Origin of the sequence: Oribacterium sp. NK2B42, from assembly GCF_000424445.1 — a bacterium.
In the GTDB taxonomy this organism is placed as follows: Bacteria; Bacillota; Clostridia; order Lachnospirales; family Lachnospiraceae; genus Oribacterium.
Window position 1 is genome coordinate 44,382 of sequence record NZ_AUJX01000011.1, and the last position, 17,280, is coordinate 61,661.

The 17,280-nt window shown below is 38.7% G+C and carries 13 protein-coding genes; 1 reads left to right on the forward strand and 12 read right to left on the reverse strand.

The window, feature by feature from the left end; all coding sequences use genetic code 11:
* Positions 1-69 precede the first annotated feature (69 nt).
* The 3 genes from G625_RS0106005 to G625_RS0106015 all read right to left on the reverse strand — a co-directional run bounded on the left by G625_RS0106005 (position 70) and on the right by G625_RS0106015 (position 2,238).
* Positions 70-465, reverse strand: coding sequence for a hypothetical protein (locus G625_RS0106005; protein ID WP_029200396.1), 396 nt, complete (start codon positions 463-465; stop codon positions 70-72).
* A 131-nt stretch (positions 466-596) separates the two neighbouring features.
* Positions 597-1,493: a phospholipase D-like domain-containing protein gene (locus G625_RS21075; protein WP_029200397.1), complete on the reverse strand. Its 897-nt coding sequence runs from the start codon at positions 1,491-1,493 to the stop codon at positions 597-599.
* 232 nt (positions 1,494-1,725) lie between these two features.
* Complete coding sequence (locus tag G625_RS0106015; RefSeq protein WP_029200398.1) at positions 1,726-2,238, reverse strand: hypothetical protein; 513 nt, start codon at positions 2,236-2,238, stop codon at positions 1,726-1,728.
* 228 nt (positions 2,239-2,466) lie between these two features.
* Here G625_RS0106015 and G625_RS23620 point away from each other — a divergent pair, with 228 nt between their 5' ends.
* Positions 2,467-2,661 carry a toxin-antitoxin system HicB family antitoxin gene (locus tag G625_RS23620; RefSeq protein WP_256377620.1) on the forward strand — a complete coding sequence of 65 codons (195 nt, stop codon included), beginning with the start codon at positions 2,467-2,469 and terminating at the stop codon, positions 2,659-2,661.
* A 45-nt stretch (positions 2,662-2,706) separates the two neighbouring features.
* Here the strand turns inward: G625_RS23620 and loaP are convergent, their stop codons facing one another.
* From loaP to G625_RS0106060, 9 genes are all read right to left on the reverse strand, one after another.
* The gene (loaP, locus tag G625_RS0106020) at positions 2,707-3,219 is read right to left on the reverse strand and encodes an antiterminator LoaP (protein ID WP_029200399.1); all 513 of its coding nucleotides are present in this window, start codon (positions 3,217-3,219) and stop codon (positions 2,707-2,709) included.
* A gap of 236 nt (positions 3,220-3,455) precedes the next feature.
* Complete coding sequence (locus G625_RS21080; protein ID WP_049895755.1) at positions 3,456-5,009, reverse strand: sugar transferase; 1,554 nt, start codon at positions 5,007-5,009, stop codon at positions 3,456-3,458.
* Positions 5,010-5,288: 279 nt separating this feature from the next.
* Positions 5,289-9,458, reverse strand: coding sequence for a hypothetical protein (locus G625_RS0106030; RefSeq protein ID WP_029200400.1), 4,170 nt, complete (start codon positions 9,456-9,458; stop codon positions 5,289-5,291).
* A 132-nt stretch (positions 9,459-9,590) separates the two neighbouring features.
* Positions 9,591-11,405, reverse strand: coding sequence for a glycosyltransferase (locus G625_RS18625; protein WP_049895756.1), 1,815 nt, complete (start codon positions 11,403-11,405; stop codon positions 9,591-9,593).
* A 168-nt stretch (positions 11,406-11,573) separates the two neighbouring features.
* The gene (locus tag G625_RS0106040; RefSeq protein ID WP_029200401.1) at positions 11,574-12,329 is read right to left on the reverse strand and encodes an ABC transporter ATP-binding protein; all 756 of its coding nucleotides are present in this window, start codon (positions 12,327-12,329) and stop codon (positions 11,574-11,576) included.
* A 20-nt stretch (positions 12,330-12,349) separates the two neighbouring features.
* Positions 12,350-13,138, reverse strand: coding sequence for an ABC transporter permease (locus G625_RS0106045; RefSeq protein WP_029200402.1), 789 nt, complete (start codon positions 13,136-13,138; stop codon positions 12,350-12,352).
* A gap of 405 nt (positions 13,139-13,543) precedes the next feature.
* A complete protein-coding gene (locus G625_RS0106050) occupies positions 13,544-14,740 on the reverse strand; it encodes a hypothetical protein (RefSeq protein ID WP_029200403.1) in 1,197 nt (398 codons plus the stop codon).
* A 36-nt stretch (positions 14,741-14,776) separates the two neighbouring features.
* Positions 14,777-15,760 carry a glycosyltransferase family 2 protein gene (locus G625_RS0106055; protein ID WP_029200404.1) on the reverse strand — a complete coding sequence of 328 codons (984 nt, stop codon included), beginning with the start codon at positions 15,758-15,760 and terminating at the stop codon, positions 14,777-14,779.
* Positions 15,761-15,772: 12 nt separating this feature from the next.
* Entirely contained in the window at positions 15,773-17,266 is a 1,494-nt protein-coding gene (locus G625_RS0106060) for a hypothetical protein (RefSeq protein ID WP_029200405.1), read from the reverse strand.
* Between the last annotated feature and the right edge of the window lie 14 nt (positions 17,267-17,280).

A 17,280-nucleotide genomic window follows, 5' to 3' on the forward strand; every position in this document is an offset into this window, starting at 1 on the left:
AGTCTCTTTATCGTGCTTATACTCTTTCATCACTCTATAGAAGTGTCTAATATCGTCATCCGTAGCATTCTACAATGCATGAAAGATGATGTTGTCGTCCTGATCGTACTTACAGCCATCTTTCACGTGCCTTGCCAATATCCTCCCCATAACAGTACATGCGATCAGAGAGTCTGCTAGTAGTGCCTTTCTCAATGTATTAGCCACATAGAATGCATTTTCTTCGCTCTTTTCGACATATCCGTACAACTGGTTAATTTGTTTCTCCTGATTCAATTCAGTTGATAAACCTCTGATAACAGCATCTATTCGCTTCTCATCTGCAAGTCCAGCAATCTCATGAACGGCAGTTAGAAATAAACCTGCTACAGGATTCGCAATAGATACTCCTGTAATTCCAACAGCAACAACTGCATTCGCTTCGTCTGATTTCAATACTTTTAAAAATTTCTTCTGTATCCCCATCTATACTCTCTTTTCAACTGTGCCCATCGTGGAGTCAGCCACGCCAATCATGGTTGCTTATCAAGCAATTACTCCCGAATATATACTCAATCACAATGTGGTCATCACTCTCCTGGATTGCTTATCTACATCTATATAAATTGGTCAAGATCATACTCGTCTTGAATATATCTTCCAGTTCCGTTTTCTTTCCACAGTATTTTATAAAACCATCTGTCATCGTGCCGACCTATTAACTCATAACTCTTAACACCTACAGCATGTATTATCGGAAGTCCCATTCTGTTGAACCTGACGGAGGATAGATACATTTCTATCTCATATTTATAACTTGCTTCCTGTTGTCTACGATATTGCTCATCGTCTATTCCTTCAAAATACAAAGCCGATTCGTCATCATATTTCTCCGAGATTGCTATCAAGTTGCTATATACGCTAATATCAAAGTAATCCTCATATATAATCTTGCATCTACATGAACATGTTCTTGCCACATCTACCTTGGTTTGATAATCTCCACATTGCTCCATTAACAGCATATTAAACATAGGTAATCCGCAATATTCACATATATCCGGATTCCGAAGTAGCTTTCTGTCCTCATTAGACAGTTGCCACATTCCCGATATTCTTTGCTTATATTCAAGGATTACATTCAATTCGTCAGAAATGGTTATATTCTCATCATTATTTGTATCTGCGTTTTTGGACCAGTTGAATGAACCAAACAAGCATTTCTTATCATCGACTATGCATACCTTTTGATGCATATACCCATACGGATATTTGATGAGCATTATACTTGCCCCTTTATTGCAGAGAGCATTAATCAGATTTTGATATCGTCTATTTGAATGATTGTCATCAGCAATTATTTGTATATTCACGCCTCTTGTTAGTAATTTTACAAATGTATCGTAATACCTATCAAAGCTAATCCAAGCAACAGCTATATTTAATGAATACTCAGCTTTTGAAATCTCAGATATAACCTTATTTTCAAGGTCTTCAAAGTAAACTTTTGTCATCTATATCCTATTCCTGCAAATGCATTTTTCGTTTAAGCCTTATGTTACTCTATATTTCTTTGTGGCCATCGTGGCTTGCCACACCCATCATGATAACTTATCAACCTTCAGTTCCGTATCTGCGTCTCACCCCTCATGTGGTCATCAAGATCATGATTGCTTACCAGGCAACCATTTCCTAATCTTCTTTATCAACTTGCAGGGATTGAAAGCAGCATTCAAAATCCCATCGTCATCCTGTGCCGCTACAAACGATAATCCTGGGACTAACAACTTCGGAGCATCCACAGCAGAATAAGCTCTCAAATAATCTTTCTCGGCATACTCCTTCTGCGTAGCCTCCACAATAAACAAACAGAGTTGATATGCTGCAAGCATCTTTATCTACCAAACTATGCTTCACGTTTGCATATACATCCCACCATGACAACTTCTCTTTATCCCAATCTTCGAAAGGTTGAAGTCTTCTTTCACTTCCCCTCATAGCACAAGTAAGGCTTACAATACCTGGATATACGCCAAGGATTATTTCCTTATACTGACCTATGTTTCCAAGTGCGGATCCGTCAATATTACTGCATATCTTCTTAAATGCTCCTTCTATTTCAGCCCCAAGTATGATTACTGATCTGGTGAAGAATTCTGAATAAGTATTATCTTGTTCAAACGACACATATTGTCTGGCAGTAATGAATTCCTGTTCTATGCCAAGATATCTCTGCCATCCATAAATTTGATCACTCATTCTCGATTCCTTTATCTATTCCCCGATAGAAAGCGTGCTTAATCACCAAACTTGTTCTTGGTGTGCGGCTTGCGCCGAAAGGATCATTAGTACACAAAATCCTATGAACCCTTACTCGTTTTCCAATCCACATCTGGCCTCGCTGCGCTCGGCGATATCCACAAGAGTTCTCTCATTTCTTATGAAGGAACAAACGCTACAGAACTGATCAGTGACTTTCATAATGCTATTGATGACTACCTTGCGTTCTGCGAGGAGGAAGGATCATTTCCTGAGATAGCTTACAAAGGAAGCTTCAATGTCCGCTTTAAAAAAAGAGAAAATCATCGCTGGGCTGCTATCTATGCTATGACACATGGGCAGAGTTTAAACAGCTTTATTGAGGAAACCGTTGAAGAACGTCTAAATGCAATTCATGCATAACTCTGCTTTCTCTATGCTCCCTTCTGGGAGCTTTTTCTTTTTCCCTTACATCTTTTTTACAAACTCTATTCCAAGATAAAATACGGTTTTTCTGCCCATGAACTCAACCTCAACTTCTGCCTGTCTTCTGTGGAGATCCACCTTCTTTACATAACCTTCCAGTTCTGTAAGAGGTCCTGACAGGATAGTAACTTTATTCCCTTCGGCTATATCTATCTCCGAAACAGGAACTTCTTCTCCTTCTGCAACCAGCTTGCTGATCCATCCTGACTCTTTTTCTGTCAGAGTTTCAAACAGATCCACTTCTCTTCCGATGTACTTGGTAAGAAGCGGTACGGCAAAGCTTGAAAGGTATGTATCCAAAATATCTTCTGTTTCTACAAATATATATCCCGGGAAAAGTTTTTCTTTGACTGTCATCCACTGACCGCCAAATTTCTTTCTCATATCCCTGGTAAGACTGTAACTTTTAAGTTTTATTTTAGAACCCACCATCTCGTCTATGAAAGTCTTCGTAATCTGTTCTTTGGCAGGTGCAGTTTGTACAACATAGAACATTATTTTATCTCCTGTATTTTGGGTAGGCTTCGCCATCAGTGTTGATACAATCAATCAGCACTGTTCTGAAAACGATATGTTATATTCCTGATAAACCAGGTGCCCACGCTTCAAGGTTCAACTTAAGAACATTTTGTAACTTTATCATAAATATAGCTATGTTTAGAACATAACTACTTGTTTCCACAAATACAATGTATTCTATCACATTATTTCAATAATGCAAGCTTTGAGTATCACTCCGACCCTTTCCTCATCACCACAGCCATCACGGTCTTCACAAGTATCTTCACATCAAGTCCCAAGCTCCAGTTATCTATATACTTACAGTCAAGCTTTACAACTTCTTCAAAATCCGTGATATCGGATCTTCCGCTGACCTGCCACATGCCGGTGATACCCGGTTTCATGCTGAGTCTTCTCTTGTGATAGTTTGAATACTCCTTGAACTCACTTACGGTAGGCGGTCTGGTTCCCACCAGTGACATGTCGCCCATCAGGACATTGAAGAACTGAGGGAACTCATCGAGACTGGTCTTTCTGATGAATTTCCCCACCTTTGTGATACGCGGATCATCCTTCATCTTGAACATGAGCCCGCTCATCTCATTCTGTTTCATGAGCTCTGCCTTACGTTCCTCGGCATCTATATACATAGATCTGAACTTATACATCTTGAACCTACGTCCATTTTTCCCGATACGTTCCTGTGCAAATATCACAGGCCCCGGGGAATCCAGCTTGATAGCGATACCCACTATCACATACAGTATCACTGCAAAAACCGCACCCACCAGGCCTCCAAGTACATCTATCACTCTCTTCAGTAGCTCATATCTGAGTTTCACTGTAGGTGTCTCAAATATAGCCATAGGGGATTTCTCGATAAACCCAAGTCTCGTTTCTATCTTCGGGATATATGCCTTTGTTTCATCATTGAGATGTCTTTCCAGCTTCTCAACATTTGCAAGATTCAGATGAACCGGGAGTCCCATCTGAGCAAATTCCTCGATCAGCTCTTCAACCCTCGACGCATCTCCCTCCGGTGAAAAGATAAATACCTCATCGATAGCACTGGCACGAACACAGTCAACGATTTCCTTGCCGTACGCAAGCACTGGTACATGATCAATCTCTTCCGGACTAAGCTCCGTATCTTTCCCTGATATACGACTTTTTATGCCTTTTATAGAAGTTTCTGTCTTGGCAACCGCCTCACTCAGTCCCTTCTTATTTTTGCTTCCTCGTTCTTCCCCGCTCAGCATGATTCCTGCTATCTTCCTGGACCAGTCCTTCTTGATAGCACATGACGCCTTCGCCGCACTTTTTCTGTCAGCGATGATCGCCACCAGCGTCGCGGCATCAGTTTTATAGAAATTCATGATCATGTAGTTCTGCACCGCATACAGCAGCACTAGCAGGATAATGAAGTGAAACGCCATCGTCGTAACAAAGAAGTATCTTGAATCCGAAATGCTGTTCTTTTGTATCAGAAGCATCGCCCCCCAGACACCAACAAAATAGACAGTCCCCTTGATGGCTCGTCCTATATATCTGAGTATTCCCATACGTTCGAAACTATACTGCCCGTTATACAGCGACAGTACCATCGCTATACACTCTGCAACCACAGCCGGAAATACTGCGCTGACCCACATATTTCCCTGCCGGAATGCAGGCGTCAGCTTGGAAAACTCCCTCAGCAAGAAAATAGCTGCTGAACTCGAAAGAAGTGCCGTCACAAGAAATATGACGATTGTGATTGCTAACTCTAGTTTTTTTCTTTTCATAATCCCTTACATACGAAAAAGCGGGAGGCTCCTGCCAGCCGCTTTTTACTCCCTTACTCCCTCTTTAATAGTAAATCTATCGATTTCTCTTCATTTTTAAGCAGTTTTTTTACTAGCTTCATTTTAACAGAAATTAATAATTTGACAAACTATATACAAAATTGTAAGAATTATCAGTTTTATCGCCATATCAAAAGAAGCCGCGAGATCATATCCCAACGGCTTCTTAATTTAGATGTATATATAAATATGCAGCAGCACATACATCATGCCCTTACATCATACATCCTGTTCTTCCACCACCTGTCCGGCGATGTCTTTGAGAATCTTCTTCACAAGCTTTCCACTGTCATCATAGACGAAGTCGATCATCGCGTATTTTCCTCCGACAAGGATCGGTTCACCGTCTGTACCGAAGTACTCTTCATGAACATTCTTCTTGTTCTCGTTGTAGGTACGCTGCACCTTCCAGAAACTTCCGTTTACGAGGATCCTTTCATCCGAGAGACCAAAGTACATGTCATTAATGCTATTGCCTGCTTCATCGTACTCATGCTCTACTGCAAACTGTCCGCCTGGACGTGTCATCTTCTGATCATCGACATCATAGTACTCTTCTCTGATGACCTGCTTCTTTTCATTGTAGGTTCTGTGCCATATGGAGAAGCCGGAATCCGCAATGACCGGCTCGCCCTCGAGTCCGAGATAGGTGAAGTGAACAACATTACCTCTGTCATCCTGACTCTGTTCATATCCGGCATAGCCCCCCGGTATCAGGATAGGTTCTTCATCGAGTCCATAATACTTCTCACTGGTGCACTGCTTCTTCTCATCGAAAGTTCTCCTGATCATAAAGTACTTATCATTGAGCAGCAGCTTCTCACCATCAGCGCCGTAGTAGCACTCCATCAGAACACATTTGTTCCCATCATACTCCTTGCGCCACTCTGCATAACCCTTGTCTATGACAACCGGCTCCATATCCGTCGACAGGAATACCTGCCTGATGACATTACCCTCTTCATCATACTCCCTGTCGATTCCAGCATATCCGCCTGCCAATGCTATAGGCTCCATGTCAGTGCCGTAATACTCTTCGTGGATGCAGCGATTCTTCTCATCGAAATCTCTGATTATCACATGGAAATTGTTGTTATATATCACAGGCTCCCCATCCACTCCATAGTAAGCCTCTTTTATAACATTTCCTTTGAAATCATAATCCTTGACTACTGAATGCTGACCAGCAGGAAGATTAACAGGCTCGCCATCTACTCCATAGTAGCTTTCCTTGATGAGTCGCTTGTTGATATCATACTCCCTACGTACTTCAGCATAACCATTACTTATGACTACCGGTTCGAAATCAATTCCCAGATACCGTCTCATGATCGGAAGGTCATTGTCATCGTAAGCATACTCCATGCCATAGTGCCCTTCAGACATCTGCTTCGGATTGCCCTCCATATCATAGTACTCTTCATGTATGGTTCTGCCCTCGCCGTCTACTATTATATGGATATCCATGTCCGGTGTCCTTGCATAGGTTATGGATGAAACGAGACATTTCACGCCATCTTCGGTGAAAACCAGGAACTCATAGCCCTGCCCGTTCCCCCAAAACGGAACCTTATAGGTGACTTTTCCATCTTCATCAAAGTCACTTTCATAAACATTAACTTCAGCCTTTACAGACTGACCATAGTAAGATGCCACTCTGAGTCCGCAAACCTTCTTATTGATGTCTCCCGTCGGATTCAGTAGCTTGAGTTCAAATTCCGCCGTGAATTTTCCTGAGGCAAGCTCGAGGTATGGTCCATGAATGATTTGGTGCTCTATTCCTTCAAGGAGAAGCCCATCCTCTGTCTCCTCAACATCATTCATTCTCGCCATATTTTCCATGTCAACCTGATGAACATAGGAATTGTAACCCTTGAGGACATAGCCCTCCTCCCTGAGCGCTTCTATGACACCGCTGTCGTTGGTGTATATGGCATCGTTTTCCGATATTTGGAGATACAGGAATCCTTCTCCCGTGAGACACGCCGAATCCCAGTCAGCGTCTGTGAGAACCGTCGCGTTGCTGTACCTTCCATAATCATGTCCGTTCATATAGGATCTGCTGAGTCCCCGTATGCGTCTTATGTAGGCTTCCGGAAGCATATCCACATAAACCTTACCATCTGCATGGGCTACTGCAATCTCCAACACCTTTCTGTTTTGCTCAATTCTGTCAGCATTTTCAGCCCCCACCTTGTTTATGAGGCTATTGCCGGCGGCAGCAAATGTAAAGAGCACGACAACGCCAACCAACAAGAACATGATGTTGCTTCTGATGCTTACATCAATATTGCTTACTATTTCCTTGTTTGAATTACTATTATCTGCCTCGCTCTTGTCTTTATTTGTATCCTCACTATCATTTAGATAACTTTTTCTTGATTTGTCCCCGTTTGTATGGCTATTGTCTGTCTCACGAACTAACAGCGTTTCATTAATTATGAATAATGCTACAATTTTGCTCAGATTCCATATCACGAGCAGTGTTGCACCCAGGAATACTGTTATGATCGCAAAAACAATCTTTCCCTTTTCACCGCCGCCGTAGAGACCGCATCCATGGAAGATTGTCCTCATCCAGGAAAAAATCACCGGGAGAATCAGGAACCAGGCCACAAGTAGTACGAAAAAGACTCCCCAAAATGCTGCTCTATATGGCAAAGACTTCGTACCATCTTCATAAAGTCTGTTTGGAATTTCTACATTTGTACCTCCGGCAGGATCACCTTTGAGATTTTTTCTCAGTTTGGTCCATCCATTTAAGCTTGTCATATTTATGGCTTTATGCCCAACTTCCCAGGTGAAATCTGCAAATGCCATGATTATGAACGGATTGTAGCAAAGCTCATACCAATGGTGTTCCATGATGAAGTCTACAGAGAAAAGTGCCATAGCCACGGCCATCCGCCTGTGTCCAGCCTTTATAGCTCTCCAGGTTGTCCACACCCACAGTCCACAAGCTGTTATATATGTGACCCAGCCGTATCTTATGAATATCTGTGGATAAGTGGAGTCAAGGAAGTTATATTGTCCACCATTGGCTATAACTGATCCTCCAGCACCTATCATATCAAAATATGTACCAAAGGCATGTATTCCGTACTCTGCATACATTTCTGCTGGATATCTGAGTCTGGCATGCATAAGTGTATCAAGCGCCAATGCCCAGCTTTTTTCTTTCACATACGCAAAAACCAAAAACAGCATCATCATTCCGAAAACCGGAAAAGCCGACAACATAAGCACATTGTTGATCTTTGGAATCCACTTAAGTTTCCCTCTCTTTTCTAACACCTCTCTCCCCAGAATCCTCGCAAGGATCACAACAAGAAACAGCACAGTGATATACTCTGAAGTGAAACTTCTGGTAATATAAGTAGAAATGAAATATGACACCGCTGCCGGAATCAAAAAGAAAACATCTGGAACATCTCTAAACATAACCCATATGGTTATGGCAATAAAAATTATAGCCGTTCCAAAATCTGTAGGATAGATGTGTCCCCAGCAGCTTCGCATATCTCTATAAAAATAACTCATGCTGTAGATTGCGCCGCCTAAACCTGCCATGATCATAACAGGTATCACCACAACAACCGGAATAATGGCCGCATATAATATTTTCTGAACTTTTATACCCACACATCCTATGATAAGTGGTGCCAGGAACTGCTGATACAGGTAGTGTTCCGACGGAAAGGCAAGGTAAAATACAAGCGCTACCGGAATGCTTAGGAGAAGATTTTTATTCCTGAATGATGTTTCCTTAATAAAGTCAATTACCTTTTTCCTGTTCGCTGTCAATCCTCTAACTTCCTGACTACTACCATCTGTAATTGACTTATGTATGTCAGAAATAGAACCAGCAGAGTCCTTATCTGTCAGCAGCATCATAACTTTAAAGGCTGCTGCAAGGCATGATACTATATACAGATTTTTATACACCTCATAAGGTAAATTGAAGTAAAAAGTTGTGAGGCCAATCTGCGTACCAAAACAAACAACAGAAATCACAAACAGGAAGTAGTAGTCGAGCGTGTTCTTCACCACTTCTCTGTCACTCATGTGGAATAGTTTTGAAGAAAAAAGTGAGAATAACTCCAAAAGTTTAGGAAGCACAAATACCGCAAGAATCATGCCTGCCAAAACATAACACTTATTATATGGCAGCTCTATCCCTACGATGCTCCTAAAAAACTTTCCTATTATAGTAAGGCCAAGTCTCGTTCCGACTACATTTCCAACCATAGCCAATACAAAATACATCAACAAATCCAAGCTTCCGATAAGCTTTTGTTTTCTTTTTCTGTATAGTATGACCACTGTCACCATCGGTATAAGTACAAACTTAAGCAGCCTTATCACTGCATAATACACGCTTAAACCCATATTACTTATCCATCTTTCCTGACTTTTATAATCTAAGATGGCGGCCTGTCAGATAAATAAAAATCCGTCTTTATCCGAAAGCCGCCACCTCAGTTTATTATTGTCTATTTCTCTAAAATTGTCTATTTCTTGTTAGATTCCAAGATACTTTCTCCAGAACTCCTCTGACTTCAAATAGTCAGATTTATCCCTATATGCTTTGATGATGCTATTCCTATTTTTCTTATATTCTTTTTGAAGCTCCTTGCGTTTCTTTTCCAACTCTTTGAACTTTTTTCTATCAAGCTTACGCATAACTCCCATATCATTATAAGGGTTAACCGCAAGAACCTTATCATGTAAAGTTATTGTGCCAGGTAAATATGGATTATCAAATCCTACTATAGCCGGCTTCTTTTTCAACAGGAAATCCGGAATCCATCTTTGTCCGTTATAAGTAGCTTTATATATAAGTGAACTTATAGGTTTCCTCGGTTCATTCTGATAAACTTCCCATGGACCCATAAAATGAAATCTTCCATAATTAGTTAATGGCTTCATTTCATCATTGAATTTGGAGTTTTCTTTTATTATCTCTTCACCGCGGTCTTCCATTATAAATGCAGGACCCTTCATAAAATCCTCAAAAGCCTTTAAGGCAAGTTCAGCCGCACCGTAATTAAACTGTAATAAACTCTCTCTATAACTTCTGATAAATATCAATCTAACCAAATCGGAAGATTTCATTATGTCTGAGGTTGCTTTTCCTATCAAAACATTCCTACAATTTTGATAAATATTCATTGCAGCATTAAATTTCGTAGTAAAGCCCATATGCCATACAGCGACACCATTCATAGTTATATGATGTGCCTTGCATCTCAAACTATACTCAACATCATCACCTCTGATAAACAAAGGCAAAGGTAATCCATATTTGTCAATCACCTTTTTTGGGATGCAACAATACCACCATGCACCATATTGGTTTTCGTCTCTGTTATACTTCTTTTCATTGTCAAGATTATCATTCAGAAAACAATGATTAAATTCTCTTTTTACAGGTGAAAAATAGCCATCAGGTCTTACGTATCCTATGTCTTCATGTTGTAAATCTGGATATTCATAACGAAGCATCGCTCCTGAAATAAAATAGTCCTCATAATTTTTCTTCATAAGCCTCAACAGATTATATGTTCTCTTTATACTTTCAGGAAGCACCAACACGTCATCATCCATCAGTAATACATGAGATATCTTAGGCTCTTGATGGATAGATTCTATCATTCCTCTCGCAAAACCACCTGCTCCACCAGCATTTGGATTTGGATGTAAAAAGACATTCTTTCCATATATATCTTTATCGGAAAGTGTTCTTCCATTATCTACAACATGCACAAAAAAATGCTCTGCGATATTATCCTCTGATTCGATGATCTCTTTTTTCAATAAACTAACATTCTTTGTTATGAACTCTTCTTTTTTATGAGTTGTTGTTGCAATAGACAGATTAACATCGTTCAAATCTTTCTCATCACACTCGACTGTAAAGTACCCACCATATAGAGTGGCATCACCTAATGCAGAAATCTCAAAACCGTTCATAGTTTCATTGTTTTCTGAATACTCGAAACTAATCTGATGACGTCCCTGCTCATTATATGTCTTAGTCTCATATTCGTTACGCACAATCTCAATTAAGTTTTTATGAAACCCGACATAACATATACTTACAGGTCCTTCTATATCCAAAGTAAGTTTCAGTTTCCTTGCATTAGTATATAGTTTCCACTTCTCATAAGAACATGCGTTGATATATGTGGTGAAATCACATTTCTGGCCCCTTCCGAGAACAAGTTTTTTTTCTTCTCTATCAAGATAGCCTACATCACCTCTGTAAAACAAATCTCTGCACTGCTGGTGTTTAGCCTCTGTAGGTAGTATAATCGATTGAATCTTATATTCCATAACAAATCTCCTCGTTTTTGTTTCATCATTACAATGTCACATTGTACATTAATAATCTATGTTATACATCTTGTGATTATATATTCTTTTTCTCTCACACTATTTATATATCAATAAGTAACAGTATGACAATACCTGTAGAATTATATTTTAGATTACTTATCGTAGTTATCTTTCTAATTTCATATACTCATCTGCAACCTTATCAACAACGCCAGCATCCTTTACATTGCCTTTGTTAAGCCATAATGCATGGTCACACACATAGCGTACTGAGTCGATATTATGAGAAACATAAAGAAGAGTGGTTCCCTTATCCCTCATATCCGTCATTCGCTTTTCGCATTTCTGCTGGAATGCATAATCTCCTACAGCCAGAACCTCATCGCATATGAGGATGTCGGGTTGCACAACGGTTGCAATGGCAAAGCCGAGTCTCGCCGACATACCTGATGAATAGTTCTTGATAGGCATATCAAGGAAATCTCGAATTTCCGCAAAATCTACGATTTCGTCGAAGTGCTCTTTCATGAAATCTCTTTTATAGCCAAGAACTGCGCCGTTAAGGAATATGTTTTCTCTTGCGGTAAGCTCTCCGTCAAAGCCGGCGCCAAGTTCGATAAGTGGTGCTATGGATCCGTTTATAATTACTGATCCCTTGTATGGCTTGAGTATTCCGGAAATAAGCTTGAGGAGTGTGGACTTTCCTGAGCCATTTGTTCCGATGATGCCCCAGGACTCACCCTTTTTAACTTCAAAACTTACGTCTTTCAGTGCCAGGAATTCCTGAAACATCAGTCTTCCCTGAATAAGCCTCACGAAATATTCTTTTAAATTATCTATTCGTTCTGTCGCCATGTTAAAACGGACGGTTGCGTGGTCAACCTTAACGGCGATATCATCATTTACTTCTGTCTTTGCCATTTTCCAGTCACATTCTCCAATTAAATATAAAGAATAAATTTATCCTGTGTCTTACTAAACACCCAAAGTCCGAATACCGACATAAAGATTGCTATCACTACTCCATAGAAAATAAGTCTCAAATCCGGACAGATTCCCTGGAACACCACTGTTCTGAACTGCTGGATATAGGAGTACATGGGATTAAAATGTTTGATCACCCACTGAAGTTTTTCCGGCAACTGCTCAATCGGATAGAATATTGGTGTCGCGTACATCCATGCCGTAAGGAAAGCTGCGTAAATATACTGGATATCTCTGAAAAACACTGTAGCTGCCGACAAAAAGAGTCCCATACCCACACAGAAAACAAATACTTCCACAAGAATTACAGGTATAAACAGCATCCAAAGATTCCAGTTTACTCCGCAAACTATAAACACTATAAGTATAGCCCCTAGTGAAAATACTAAATTCACACAGGAACTGGTAACTGTTGACAAGGTAAAAATATACTTCGGAACATAAATCTTCTTCATCAGAGGCGCATTTCCGAGGATTGCCCACATCGACTTGTTGGTAGCCTCATTCATAAAGTTAAAAATCGTCTGTCCAATAATAAGGTAAACCGGGTAGTTTACTATATCAAACCTGAACATATGAGAGAAAACCATCACCATGATACACATGATCATAAGCGGATTCAGTATACTCCATATATATCCAAGGAAACTGCGTCTGTACTTAAGCTTTATGTCCTTCATAACCAGCTCTTCGTACAGATTACGATAGCCCCAAAAATTCATAACTCTTGCTTTGAATTTTTCCATCTGCAAAATATCTCCAAAAAATCTATATTATCCTCTAAAACTCTGCCATTATAACATAAGAGCCGGGCTTTTACGACTTCTGTCTTCGTAAAAGTCCGACGTTTTTTCTTTTATGTTTCCAAATAGCTCACACAGTAATCACCAAATTCTTTTGTATTTAATCCATTTAAATGAGCATACTCTTTAGCAGTCGAATTTGAAGATCTATAGACATATGTATCGCCAACTATCGGAGTATTATCTCCTAATTACCCGAAAATTATATTTCCAAATGACTTTATTGGCCTAAATTCCGCTTCTGAATCAAGCCACTCAACTGAATTTACAAACTTATCCGTAGGATACTCAAGAAAGAAAAGCGTATTTGGATACCCCATAGAAAAAACTTCTGTTAATAAAATCAGGCTATTCAAATGCAATATTTGTTGGTTTACATGAATTAGAAAATCTATAGACATAACCGCAGTATAGAGCAACATTAAAAATAGACATTATAAGTGATGGGTATTCTACACCAAAAAGAAAATATCCATATGTCATACATGACAGTAGAATCACTCCTACTCCATAAAAGAAAAACCTTTTATCAAAAAACACTAGCAATATCGCTGTAATTTCATAGATAAATCCGTACCTTTCATGCATGGTCGGCAAAAACAAAACACAGGTATAGGTTGTAATATGTAACAATAAAATCAATCCATATAAATCTAATGAATAATTACTACTAATAACCTTCATAAGTATTCCGCCGAGAATCGTTGTTGTGAAAACGACTGCCATTATCTTAAATTCTGCAAAATCACTTTCACCCCCGGACCATCCGCCAATAATATTCCAAAAGCTATTATAATTCAGCGAAATAGTGTTGTATGTCCCTGTTTGGTTCATATAAATACTAAAGGGATCCATAATACTTCTACCCATAATAATTCCAGGTAACGCTGAGACAACAAGTGTAAGTGGAATAATGAAAAAATATGCCAGTGAAAATCTTTTTTGCATTACATATAAAATCAACAAAAACGGCAAGATAAATATTGTCTGAAATTTAAAAGAAAAAGCCATTCCTAACAGCATAAACATCATTCCATATTTTTCTTTATTGTATGAATATAATGCTGCAAAAACAAAAAATGTATATATAGAATCACACTGTGCCCAACATGATGAGTTCAAAAATACAATTGGACTGAACAATACTACACAATATACTTCTGCAAACTTATATGATTTTAATAAATCAAGTTTTTGACCCTTTTTATCATCGACCATTAAAAATGAAACGATTATTGCCAATGCATAATCAAATATGACTGACAATAATTTATATGCATACAGCGACTTAATCGGCAATAACGTAAAAACATAAATAATAAATTGATAAAGAATATTATAATCACCAACTTGGCTTGCCAGACTATTAATTCCTTTTTCTTTTATTTCATCATACCAAGGTAATAAAAAACCTTCTGCATCTATTGAAATAAAATCTCTATAGCAAAACCTTATAAATAAACTCAGTATCGTAACCATGCACAAAAAAAACAATATTCGGTTAGCTATCAAGATATCTATTATTTTTTGTTCAAATTTCGACATTTCAACCTCTTAAGTATATGCTTCCCATTGCAGGATCTATTTTTCTTTCAAAGAATATGTTCTTTCACTAATTATGTATCTTGGTCTTGCTTTTATCTCAATATATGATTTACCTACATATTCTCCAATAATGCCGAGAGCCAGCATATTTGCTCCGCCAAAGAAGCAGATGAGACATATCATACTAGCCCAGCCGGCTACAGTACTGCCATTGACGAATCCAATAACCGCCCAGATAATTCCTATTAAAGACATGAACGTAACCAATGAACCAAAGCCTATTATAAGTCTGATGGGTTTTATGGAAAGGCTTGTTATCCCATCAAAGGCTAGTGCCAACATTTTGGACAACGGATAATGACTCTCTCCGGCCATTCTCTCATGCCTTTCATAGAAAACACTGGTGCTTGGAAATCCGACTAGCGGGATAAGTCCTCTGAGAAACAGATTTACCTCGTGGAAATTTGCAAACTCCTTCAGGACCTTTTTGGAAATAAGTCTGTAATCCGCATGATTATAAACAACTTCAACACCTCCGAATTTATCCAACACCTTGTAAAAACTTTCCGCTGTGAATCTTTTAAAGAACGTGTCCGTATCTCTCTTTGATCTGACACCATAAACTACCTCATATCCCTCTGCATATTTATCAACCATTTCATCCATAGCATTGATATCATCTTGTCCATCGCAGTCTATGGAAATGGTTATGTCACAGTAATCCATGGACTCCATAAGCCCTGCCAGGACGGCATTTTGATGTCCTCTGTTGCGACTTTGGGAGATACCTATAAAGTGTTTATCTTCCTTTGCGTATTGCTTTATGAGATTCCAAGTATCATCTTTGGAACCATCGTTCACAAACATAATTCTGGACTCATCGCTTATCTTCCCTAAAGCCACAAGACTATTAATCTTCTCCAGAAAAAGCTTTGAAGAAATCGGAAGAACCTGTTCCTCATTGTAGCATGGAATCACAATATATAGTATTGGCTTAGTTCTATCATTTTTACAATCCATCATTTCTCTCCTTTAATTTGATAATCCACCATTTAATAAATAGTTTTTTTCAGTTGTTGCTACTGTTTCAATAACTTTTAGTCTATTTGATGTCAAGCCATACGCATATGCAAACTCAGCAAATCTTTGACCTGCATATGTACCATAAGGCCAATTTGAAGGACCATCAAATTCCGGAACAAAGACAGTTACTTCAGTACTATTGTTTCTATCAATTTCCTGTAACTGTTCTATGATATCATCACATATTTGATAGGCTGCTTCCGGTTCCAAATCCTGTCTGACCATAGACTCTTTATATGTCTTTCCAACAGTTTCGCAATTGAACAAAATTATGATAAGCGCTAAAAGATATAATGATTTTAATGGCTTGTATTTCTTACTTATGACATATAAAGAAAAGATTTCGATGATCATCAACCAAAAGAAACCACCATATATTACATCAAATCTTTGTATGTAATTTGGTTGTACTTTTGTGCAAAGCATTATCTCATACGTTATAATCAAAATTGCATTTAACGCTCCAAACGCAATAAAACCGGTCAACCGTTTTTCCCCATTTCGGAATAAAACGATCAAGCCAGATACCGCTATGATAACAAAACTAATAAAGCAAGCCTTGTTCACTGTTTTTACAAGTCCAAATAATAGTTTTGTCGTTTCAATCAGGCAATCCTGATAATTCCCAAAATCATAATTATAGTCGGCTCTTCCTCCTGTTGCCTCCATTACCTGCGAAACCGCCCATGCCGACAAAATGATCAATTTCCAATATCTTGATGCAAAAAATTCTTTCCAGGACTTACTCTTTGTTTTAATCACTTTTATTATTTCAAAAAGCAAGCTTGTGCCTACATAAACAGCAAGGATTATTGAGGAAAAAAGGTTTGAAAACAAGCACAGATAAACTGCTACGATTTCAATATTGCTATACACTAATCCATGTTTAATACCATTTTCTTCCGAATAAATCATATAGCAGACAATTCCACATGCTAAAAGGTTCGGTATAACATAATAAAAATAAGTACATGCATCAAGTGAATGTAACGCATAAATATTGGGTGAATCCGAAGAACTTCTAAAAACCCAAAAACCAGCCAGAATATAAAACGCCAAATATGCCAGAATCTCTTTTAACTGCATATTGTTGTGTTTCAATAGTTTACTTAATTGAAAAAGTAACAATAACTGAAAAAGCGAGACTGTGATAGCGTATGTAACTGTTAAACAATGAAAAATACCTGTGCTTTTAAAAAATGGATATATGCCATATGCGCAAATTCTTGTCACAAAAGGCATAAGTATTTCAGGCAACACTCTTGTCGGATTCCAGAGATGCACTATAGGGATGGCATTTCTTGCCTCATAACTATATAGCCAATCATCAGTATCCGAGATTACAATCGGATGTACTGTAGAAAAAAAGGCAACAAAAAAAGCAAATGCTATTGCCCCAAATAGTAATATCCCCATGTTTTCTTTCATCCTCTGCTTTTCCATTATTAATTCTCCTT

Excerpts from the sequence above, each read along its gene's own strand:
- G625_RS0106005 (WP_029200396.1), bottom strand. The coding sequence starts at position 465 with ATGGGGATACAGAAGAAATTTTTAAAAGTATTGAAATCAGACGAAGCG.
- G625_RS21075 (WP_029200397.1), bottom strand. The coding sequence starts at position 1,493 with ATGACAAAAGTTTACTTTGAAGACCTTGAAAATAAGGTTATATCTGAG.
- G625_RS0106015 (WP_029200398.1), bottom strand. The coding sequence starts at position 2,238 with ATGAGTGATCAAATTTATGGATGGCAGAGATATCTTGGCATAGAACAG.
- loaP (WP_029200399.1), bottom strand. The coding sequence starts at position 3,219 with ATGTTCTATGTTGTACAAACTGCACCTGCCAAAGAACAGATTACGAAG.
- G625_RS21080 (WP_049895755.1), bottom strand. The coding sequence starts at position 5,009 with ATGAAAAGAAAAAAACTAGAGTTAGCAATCACAATCGTCATATTTCTT.
- G625_RS0106030 (WP_029200400.1), bottom strand. The coding sequence starts at position 9,458 with ATGGGTTTAAGCGTGTATTATGCAGTGATAAGGCTGCTTAAGTTTGTA.
- G625_RS18625 (WP_049895756.1), bottom strand. The coding sequence starts at position 11,405 with ATGGAATATAAGATTCAATCGATTATACTACCTACAGAGGCTAAACAC.
- G625_RS0106040 (WP_029200401.1), bottom strand. The coding sequence starts at position 12,329 with ATGGCAAAGACAGAAGTAAATGATGATATCGCCGTTAAGGTTGACCAC.
- G625_RS0106045 (WP_029200402.1), bottom strand. The coding sequence starts at position 13,138 with ATGGAAAAATTCAAAGCAAGAGTTATGAATTTTTGGGGCTATCGTAAT.
- G625_RS0106050 (WP_029200403.1), bottom strand. The coding sequence starts at position 14,740 with ATGTCGAAATTTGAACAAAAAATAATAGATATCTTGATAGCTAACCGA.
- G625_RS0106055 (WP_029200404.1), bottom strand. The coding sequence starts at position 15,760 with ATGGATTGTAAAAATGATAGAACTAAGCCAATACTATATATTGTGATT.
- G625_RS0106060 (WP_029200405.1), bottom strand. The coding sequence starts at position 17,266 with ATGGAAAAGCAGAGGATGAAAGAAAACATGGGGATATTACTATTTGGG.